Here is a 7736-nt window from a genome sequence, read left to right as displayed (position 1 = left end):
TGGGTCTCGCCCGGGCCCACCCCATCCTGCAAAAGGCGCGAGCCCATGCCCCGCCCCCGTCATCGGCTATGCTGAAACCACGGGTTCGCAAGCACCCCCTGCCGCCACCTGGGCGGGCCGCAAGCCTCAGCCGGAGCCTGTCGACACCGTGTTAGCCAGCCCTGCCCTGACCGCCTTCATCGCCCCCAGCGGCCCCGCCCTGCGCTTCGCCGGCAAGACCCTGCTGGCCGGCGGCATCGCCTTGTGGCTGTCGTTCCGCCTGGACCTGGAGCAGCCGCAGTGGGCGCTGATGACGGTGTTCATCGTGTCCCAGCCGCTGTCCGGGATGGTCGTCGCCAAGGGCCTGTTCCGCCTGCTCGGCACCCTGGTCGGGACCACCATGGCGGTGGTCATCATGGCGCTGTTCGCCCAGACGCCCTGGCTGTTCCTGCTGGTGGTGGCGCTGTGGATGGGCCTGTGCACCGCGGCCTCGACCCTGCTGCGCAACCATGTGTCCTATGCCTTCGTGCTGTCCGGCTACACGGTGGCGATCATCGCCCTGCCGGCGATCAACGTGCCGCTGCAGGTGTTCGACCAGGCCGTGGCGCGCTGCACGGAAATCTGCCTGGGCATCGTCTGCGCCTCGGTGGTCAGCGCCACCCTGTGGCCGCAGAGGGTCGAGGAGAACCTCGCGCGGGTCGCCCGCGAAACCCTGGACGCGGCCCTGCAGGCGGCGGCCAATGCGGTGCGCGGCCAGGCGCGCGAGCCGGAGGGCATCCTGCAGTTGCTCGGCCGCATCGTCGCCGCCGACGCCCAGCGCGACCACGCCTGGTTCGAAGGGCACCAGGGCCGGCGCCGGGCGCTGGCGCTGCGCACCCTCTCGCGCGACGTGCTGAGCCTGCTGCGCAGCGCCCGCGGGGTCTCGCGCCAGCGGCAGTTGCTCACGCCCGAAGCGGAAGCGCAGCTGCGCCCCTGGGCCGACGAGCTGCTGGCGCTGCTGCCGAGCCATTCCCTCGATCGGCTGCACGAGCTGCGCGACCGTCTGCTGCGGGCCAGCGCCGACGAGGCCCTACACAACGACCTGCACAACGACCTGCGCTACTGCCTGGCGCGCTGCGCGTTGCTGCTGGTCAAGGCCGAGGCCGCCGAAACGGCCGCCGCCGGGGTGGCCAGCGGCGAGTTCAGCGGCGACGCCAGCAGCGGCCTGTCCTGGCACCGCGACTGGCAGATGGCGCTGTTCTACGGCCTGCGCAGCGCCCTGGCGCTGCTGGGCATCGCCGCCTTCTGGCTGGCCAGCGCCTGGCCGGCGGCGGTGGGCGGCATGCTCATGGCCGGCATCCTCTGCAGCCTGTTCGCCAACCGCGACAACGCCGTGGAGCTGAGCATGAGCTTCCTGCGCGGCATCCTCTACGCGCTGCTGGCGGCCATAGTGGTGGACCAGTGGCTGCTGCCGCAGTGGAACGGCTTCCCGCTGCTGTGCATGGCCCTGGGCGTGCCGCTGTTCTTCGCCGCCCTGGGCATGGCCGGGCCGCCTGTGCTGATCGGCACCGCCACCACCTTCGCCATCCAGTTCATCACCTTCATCGCGCCGCGCAACGACATGCACTACGACTTCGCCAGCCTGCTCAACTCGGCCCAGGCCACGGTCATCGGCGTGGGCTTCGCCGCCATGGTGTTCCGCCTGCTGGCGCTGCCGCCGGACTGGGTGATCCGCCGCCAGGGCCAGGCCATGGCGCTGGACCTGGGGCGCCTCACCCGCTACCCCCTGGCCCAGGCGGAAAGCTGGTTCGGCGGGCGCATGGCCGACCGCCTGATGCGCCTGGCGCGGCACTACGCGCTGCTGCCCCAGGCCATGCAGCGGCGCTGGCTCGACGGCCTGCTGGCGCTGGACATGGGCAGCGAGCTGCTGCACCTGCGCCACTGCCTGGCCGGCGCCCGGGGCGTGCTGCGCAAGCGCCGGCAGGCCTTCCTCGACCAGTTGGGCGACCTGCTCCAGGCCGGCCCGGCGCCGGGGCGCGAGGCGCGCCTGGACGAACTCTGCGACGCACTGGACGCCGCCCTGCGCAACGACGCCAGCCACCTGGACGAGGACAACCGCCTGGCCCGCGCCGCCCTGCGCCAGCTGAGCCATACCTGGCGCGCCTGGTGCCACCTGGAGGACGGCCATGAACCTGGTTGAACTGCCCCTGGGCGGCGTCTACGTCAGCCCGATGTTCCTCTACGCGCTGGTCGCCCTGGCCCTGACCATCGTCCTGCGCAAGCTGCTGCAGGCCACGCCGGCGGGGCGCTGGATCTGGCACGAGGCGCTGTTCGACTGCGCGCTGTTCACCCTGCTGCTGGCCGCCGTCGCCTGGTGCGCCGGCATCGCCAACGGATAACGAGGAGCGCCCGACGTGCGAGCTTTCCTGCGAGTCCTGACCACCCTGCTGGTGGTCGCCGCCGCCGTGCTGGCCGGGCTCTGGCTGTGGCGCTACTACATGCTCTCGCCCTGGACGCGGGACGCCCGGGTGCGCGCCGACGTGGTGGTGATCGCCCCGGACGTGTCCGGCTGGGTCACCGAGCTGCCCATCGTCGACAACCAGAAGGTCAAGGCCGGCGACCTGTTGATGCGCATCGACCGCGACCGCTACCAGGCCAACCTCGACCAGGCCCGCGCCCTGGCCGAGACACGCAAGCAGGAATACCTGCTGCGGCAGAGCGAGGCCGACCGCCGCAAGCGCCTGACCAGCGCGGCGATCAGCGCCGAGGACCGCGAGACCGCGCAGCTCAACGCCAACATCGCCAACAGCCAGTACCAGGAGGCCCTGGCCGCGGCGCGCCTGGCCGAGATCAACCTGCAGCGCAGCGAGGTGCGCGCCCCGCGCGATGGCCAGGTGACCAACCTGCGCCTGGCCCAGGGCAACTACGCGCAGACCGGCCAGGCGGCGATGGCCCTGGTGGACCAGGGCTCGTTCTACGTCACCGCCTACTTCGAGGAGACCAAGCTGCCCGGCATCCACGTCGGCCAGCGCGCGCGGGTGACGCTGATGAGCGGCGAGCGCGTGCTCGAGGGCCGGGTGCAGAGCATCAGCAGCGGCATCACCGACCGCAACGCCCTGCCCGACACCCAGCTGCTGGCCAACGTCGAGCCGACCTTCAACTGGGTGCGCCTGGCCCAGCGCATCCCGGTGCGCATCGAGCTGCGGGAGGTGCCCGGGGACATCCACCTCAGCGCCGGCATGACCGCCACGGTCAACATCGAAGCGGATGCCGCGCGCTGATGGCGCTCACCAGAGCGCCAGCGTGTAGTCGACGTTCAGCCGCAGCTCGTTGTCGTCGCGGTGAGTGGCGCCGGGGGCGAAGTCGTTGCGGTACCAGGCGTGGCGCACACGGAAGGCCACGCCCTTGAAGCTGCCGCTCTGCACCGTATAGGACAGCTCGACGTCCTTCTCGCTCTCGGTCAGGCCGCTGCCGCCGAATTTCGCCAGCTCGATGTTGTCGCCGCGCACGTAGCGCAGCATCCCCTTTAGCCCCGGCAGCCCGGCGCCGGCGAAGTCCTGGTCGAACTTCACCTGCCAGCTGCGCTCCTTCGGGTTGATGAACTCGGAGCTCAGGGTGCCCTCGGTGATCACCAGCGGCTCGGTGCCGAACAGGTAGGGCATGGCCGTGTCGCCGTCCAGGCGCATGTAGCCCACGCCCAGGCTGTGGCTGGCCCAGGCGTAGGTGAGCATCAGCGCGCTGTTGCGGTTGTCCACCTTGCCGGCCTTGGCGGCGCCGTCCTCGCCGGTGACGAACAGGCGGAAGTCGCTCTTCAGCCTGCCCGGGCCCAGCGCGCGCTCGTCGACGAAGCCGAAGTAGTCCTTGCGGTACAGCTGGTCCAGCTCGGCGTGGTAGTACTTCAGCGTCAGCCGTTTCGACCAGGCGTAGTCGCCGCCGAGGAAGGTGAACCTGTCCGAGGTGGCGGCGCCGTTGAAGCGGCCGTTGGGCGCGCCGACGCTCATCTTCTGGTAGTCGGTGGAGTCGCGCAGGTTGATGCGGTCGAGCCAGCCGGCGTGCAGCGTCAGGCCGTCGATGTCCTGCGAGCGCAGGTAGGTGCCGCGGAAGGTCTGCGGCAACAGACGCGTGGGGCTGGCGAAGGCGATCGGCAGGAAGGTACTGATGGTGCCGGCCTGCAGCTCGCTCTTCGACACGCGCATCTTGGCGGTCAGGCCCAGCTCGGAGTAGTCGTCGGCCGGCTCGCGGGTGACCGGGTCGTAGGGCAGCAGCCCGGTGCCGGCGCGGTCCGCCGAGGAGTCCAGCTTCAGCCCGAGCATGCCCTGGGCATCCAGGCCGAAGCCCACCGGGCCCTCGGTGAAGCCCGACCTGAAGTTGAGGATGAAGCCCTGGGCCCATTCGCGGGCGGCGGCCTGGGGCGTCTCGCCCAGGTAGTTGCGGTCGAAGTAGTAGTTGCGCAGGACCAGGTCGGCGTGGCTGTCGTCGACGAAGCCGGCGGCGCCGGCCGCGGTGGCGGACAGCAGGGCGATGGCGGCGGCCAGGGTGTTCAGGGGTGCCTTGTGCATGGTGCTCTTCACTTTCTTGTAGTTGTACGAAGCCCTGCCGCGCGGGGCGGCATGGGCAGGCGAGGTCGGATCAGTCGGGCAGTTGCGCGGGGCGCCGGGCGGCCAGGCGGAACAGCGCCAGGGCGGCGACCACGATGCCCGGCGCCGAGGCCAGCAGCACGCCGGCGCTGCCGGTGCCCAGGGCGAGCATCTGCCCGGCCACCAGGGGCCCGCTCATGGCGCCCAGGCGGCCCACCGCGACGGCGGCGCCCACCCCGGTGGCGCGCACCCGCGCCGGGTAGAACCAGGGCGCCAGGGCATAGAGCACGCCCTGCCCGCCGGTGGCGAAGAAGCCGGCGACGAAACCGGCCAGCAGCATGCTGCGCAGCTCGGCGGCCAGGCCCAGGCCGGCCAGCGCGGCGAGGATGCCCAGGTACACCAGGGCCGCCGTGGCCCAGGCCGGCAGGCGCTCCATCAGCACGCCGAGGGTCAGGGTGCCGATGGCCGCGCCTATCTGCAGGGCGAACATCACCCAGCTGACCTGGCTGGGGCTGAAGCCCTGGCCCACCAGCAGGCTGGGCAGCCAGTTGATGAGGATGTAGACCACCATCAGGGTGAAGAAGTAGCTGAGCCAGAGCAGCCAGGTGGCGCCCTGGCCGAGCAGGTCGCGGCGCAGGCTGGCGGGGCTCCCGGACTCCGCGGCGGCGTGGAACCCGCCGGATTCCGGCAGGTACAGCGCCAGCAGCGGCAGGATCAGCAGCGGCACCACGCCGCCGACATGGAACACCAGTTGCCAGTTGCCGGCATAACCGGCGATGCCGATGCCGGCGGCCAGCGCCGCGCCCAGGGGCACGCCACAGTACATCAGGCTTACCGCGCTGCCACGCAGGCGCGCGCCGGCGGCCTCGGAACTCAGGGCGATCAGGTTGGGCAGCGCGGCCCCCAGGCCAACGCCGGTAAGCAGGCGCGCCGCCAGCAGGCTGTGCAGGTCCCAGGCGTGGGCGGTGGCCAGGGAGAACACGCCGAACAACGCCACCGAGCCGATCAGCACGCGCTTGCGCCCGACGCGGTCGGCCAGCCAGCCGCCGGCGAAGGCGCCGGGCAGTAGGCCGAGGATGCCGGCGCTGAATACCCAGCCCATCTGCAGCTTGTCCAGCGAGAAGGCCCTGGCCATGCCCGGCCCGGCGATGCCGGCGGCCTGCAGGTCCAGGCCCTCCAGCAGCGCGACCAGGAAGCACAGGCCGAGGGTGGCGAGCAGGCGTGGCTGCTCGCGAAGAATCGCGCTGGAAGGGGTCATGCCGCGGCCCTCCCCTGGCGGGAATACGGGGCGTGGCGGTGGTGCAGCGAAAGGCGATTGCTCATGGGATTTCACCCGTCTTGTTCTTGTAATGGGTGGCGCCGGCCCTCGCGGGGCAGGTGCCGTTTTTTCAACGCCGGCCCAACTCGGCGGCGTGTTTTTGTAGGAGCGCGCCCTGCGCGCGAATCGCAGGCAGGGCCTGCTCCTACAGTCGAGGTGGGACCCACCGTAGGAGCGGACCTTGTCCGCGATAGCCGGAGGTTCCGGCGCGATTCGCGGATGAGATCCGCTCCTACGGGTTGCCCCTGCACCGTGCCTTTGTAGGAGCGCGCCCTGCGCGCGAATCGCAGGCAGGGCCTGCTCCTACAAGGGCTAGGTCGGTGCGTTGAGCAGGTCCAGGGCCACGTCGACGATCATGTCTTCCTGGCCGCCGACCATGCGCCGCTTGCCCAGCTCGACGAGGATGTCCACGGCCTTGATCCCGTACTTCGCCGAGGCCACCTCGGCGTGGCGCAGGAAGCTGGAGTAGACGCCGGCGTAACCCAGGGCCAGGGTTTCGCGGTCCACCCGCACCGGGCGGTCCTGCAGCGGGCGCACCAGGTCATCGGCCGCGTCCATCAGCGCGTAGAGGTCGGTGCCGTGGTGCCAGCCGAGCTTGTCGGCGGCGGCGATGAAGACTTCCAGCGGCGCATTGCCCGCCCCGGCGCCCATACCGGCCAGGCTGGCGTCGATGCGGTTGCAGCCCTCCTCCACCGCGGCGATGGAGTTGGCCACGCCGAGGCTGAGGTTGTGATGGGCGTGGATGCCGGTTTCGGTCTCGGGCTTGAGCACGGCTTTCACCGCGCGGAAACGCGCGCGGATGTCGTCCATGTTCATCGCCCCGCCGGAGTCCACCACGTAGATGCAGGTGGCGCCGTAGCTCTCCATCAGCTTGGCCTGCTGCGCGAGGCCTTCCGGGGTCTGCATGTGGCTCATCATCAGGAAGCCCACCGTGTCCATGCCCAGTTCGCGGGCGTACTCGATGTGTTGCCTGGAGACGTCCGCTTCGGTGCAATGGGTGGCCACGCGCACGACGCGGGCGCCGGCGTTGTAGGCGTTCTTCAGGTCGTGGATGGTGCCGATGCCGGGCAGCAGCAAGGTGGCGATCTTCGCGTGCTTGACCACATCGGCCGCCGCTTCGATCCACTCCAGGTCGGTATGCGCGCCGAAGCCGTAGTTGAAGCTGGAGCCTTGCAGGCCGTCGCCGTGGGCCACTTCGATGGAATCGACTTTCGCCATGTCCAGGGCCGCGGCGATGGCGCGCACGTCGTCCAGGCTGTACTGGTGGCGGATCGCATGCATGCCATCACGCAGGGTCACGTCGGAGATATAGAGTTTCTGGCTCATGCCGAGGCCCCCATTGCTTGCGCCATGCGCTCGGCGGTGGCCAGCGCGGCGGAGGTCATGATGTCGAGGTTGCCGGCGTAGGCCGGCAGGTAGTGGGCGGCGCCTTCGACTTCGAGGAAGACGGAGGTTTTCAACCCGGAGAACTTGCCGTGACCGGGGATGTTCAGGTCGCGGACCTCGTCGAACTGCACCTTCTGCTTCAGCCGGTAACCGGGGACGTAGGCCTGCACGGCGGCGGCCATCTCCTCGATGCTCGCCTCGACCTTGGCCTGATCGACCGATTCGCTGAGCACATACACGGTGTCACGCATGATCAGCGGCGGCTCGGCCGGGTTCATGATGATGATCGCCTTGCCCTTGGCCGCCCCGCCGATGACTTCGATGGCTTCCGAGGTGGTCTCGGTGAACTCGTCGATATTGGCGCGGGTACCCGGACCAGCGGACTTCGACGCGATGGAAGCGATGATTTCCGCGTAGTGGACTTTGGCCACGCGAGACACGGCCGCCACCATCGGAATCGTGGCTTGTCCGCCACAGGTCACCATGTTCACGTTCAC

7 protein-coding genes are annotated in these 7736 nt (G+C 70.2%); 3 read left to right on the top strand and 4 right to left on the bottom strand.

The window, feature by feature from the left end:
- Positions 1–148 precede the first annotated feature (148 nt).
- Genes DK254_RS18115 through DK254_RS18105 form a run of 3 tightly spaced genes read left to right on the top strand, consistent with a single transcriptional unit; the run spans position 149 to position 3239 of the window.
- Positions 149–2158: an FUSC family protein gene (locus tag DK254_RS18115; RefSeq protein WP_109934898.1), complete on the top strand. Its 2010-nt coding sequence runs from the start codon at positions 149–151 to the stop codon at positions 2156–2158.
- A complete protein-coding gene (locus DK254_RS18110) occupies positions 2145–2357 on the top strand; it encodes a DUF1656 domain-containing protein (protein WP_109934897.1) in 213 nt (70 codons plus the stop codon). The genes DK254_RS18115 and DK254_RS18110 overlap by 14 nt, the downstream gene beginning before the upstream one ends.
- Before the next feature lie 15 nt (positions 2358–2372).
- Positions 2373–3239: an HlyD family secretion protein gene (locus tag DK254_RS18105; RefSeq protein WP_109934896.1), complete on the top strand. Its 867-nt coding sequence runs from the start codon at positions 2373–2375 to the stop codon at positions 3237–3239.
- Positions 3240–3245: 6 nt separating this feature from the next.
- Here the strand turns inward: DK254_RS18105 and DK254_RS18100 are convergent, their stop codons facing one another.
- The 4 genes from DK254_RS18100 to DK254_RS18085 all read right to left on the bottom strand — a co-directional run.
- Positions 3246–4517, bottom strand: coding sequence for an OprD family porin (locus DK254_RS18100; RefSeq protein WP_109934895.1), 1272 nt, complete (start codon positions 4515–4517; stop codon positions 3246–3248).
- Between the two features lie 70 nt (positions 4518–4587).
- Complete coding sequence (mhpT, locus tag DK254_RS18095) at positions 4588–5793, bottom strand: 3-(3-hydroxy-phenyl)propionate transporter MhpT (RefSeq protein WP_109934894.1); 1206 nt, start codon at positions 5791–5793, stop codon at positions 4588–4590.
- Between the two features lie 372 nt (positions 5794–6165).
- Positions 6166–7179, bottom strand: coding sequence for a 4-hydroxy-2-oxovalerate aldolase (mhpE, locus tag DK254_RS18090; RefSeq protein ID WP_109934893.1), 1014 nt, complete (start codon positions 7177–7179; stop codon positions 6166–6168).
- Positions 7176–7736, bottom strand: a 561-nt coding sequence (locus tag DK254_RS18085; RefSeq protein ID WP_109934892.1) for an acetaldehyde dehydrogenase (acetylating), incomplete at its 5' end; no start/stop codon positions are given. The genes DK254_RS18085 and mhpE, both read right to left, overlap by 4 nt.

Source organism: Pseudomonas sp. RW407 (genome assembly GCF_003176655.1).
Classification (GTDB): Bacteria; Pseudomonadota; Gammaproteobacteria; order Pseudomonadales; family Pseudomonadaceae; genus Pseudomonas; species Pseudomonas delhiensis.
This window is presented reverse-complemented; position numbering and strand designations above follow the sequence as displayed.

What these genes read in the sequence shown, in the direction of transcription:
- DK254_RS18110 (WP_109934897.1), top strand. Translation starts at nt 2,145, where the DNA reads ATGAACCTGGTTGAACTGCCCCTGGGCGGCGTCTACGTCAGCCCGATG.
- DK254_RS18100 (WP_109934895.1), bottom strand. Translation starts at nt 4,517, where the DNA reads ATGCACAAGGCACCCCTGAACACCCTGGCCGCCGCCATCGCCCTGCTG.
- mhpT (WP_109934894.1), bottom strand. Translation starts at nt 5,793, where the DNA reads ATGACCCCTTCCAGCGCGATTCTTCGCGAGCAGCCACGCCTGCTCGCC.
- mhpE (WP_109934893.1), bottom strand. Translation starts at nt 7,179, where the DNA reads ATGAGCCAGAAACTCTATATCTCCGACGTGACCCTGCGTGATGGCATG.